A 274-nucleotide genomic window follows, 5' to 3' on the forward strand; every position below is an offset into this window, starting at 1 on the left:
GCCGACGTGTTCCCGCAGTATCTGGCATTCGAACTCGATGCTCCCGGCAAGCTGTCGTTCGTCGTATCCGGAATCGGCCACGCGGCGGGCGCGTGTCTGGGGCCGCAGCTCGACGCGCCGTTTGCCGCGCTCGCGCCGATCCTCAGACCGGGCGGTGCGCGTTACCTCGTCCCGGGCGTCAAGCTGAAGTAATGCGGCGCGGCGCAGGCGCCGCCGTCATCGCATCGGGAGGCGATCAGCCCGCGTCGCCCGGCGCGTCGACGTCGATCCCGAG

Annotated in this window: 1 pseudogene; it reads left to right on the plus strand. The window is 70.8% G+C overall.

The annotated features are described in order from the left end of the window. A pseudogene (locus SB751_RS30350) lies at positions 1 to 192 on the plus strand (hypothetical protein); the annotation flags it as partial. Between the last annotated feature and the right edge of the window lie 82 nt (positions 193 to 274).

The sequence above is a fragment of the Cupriavidus sp. SIMBA_020 genome, from assembly GCF_046535395.1.
In the GTDB taxonomy this organism is placed as follows: domain Bacteria; phylum Pseudomonadota; class Gammaproteobacteria; order Burkholderiales; family Burkholderiaceae; genus Cupriavidus; species Cupriavidus campinensis.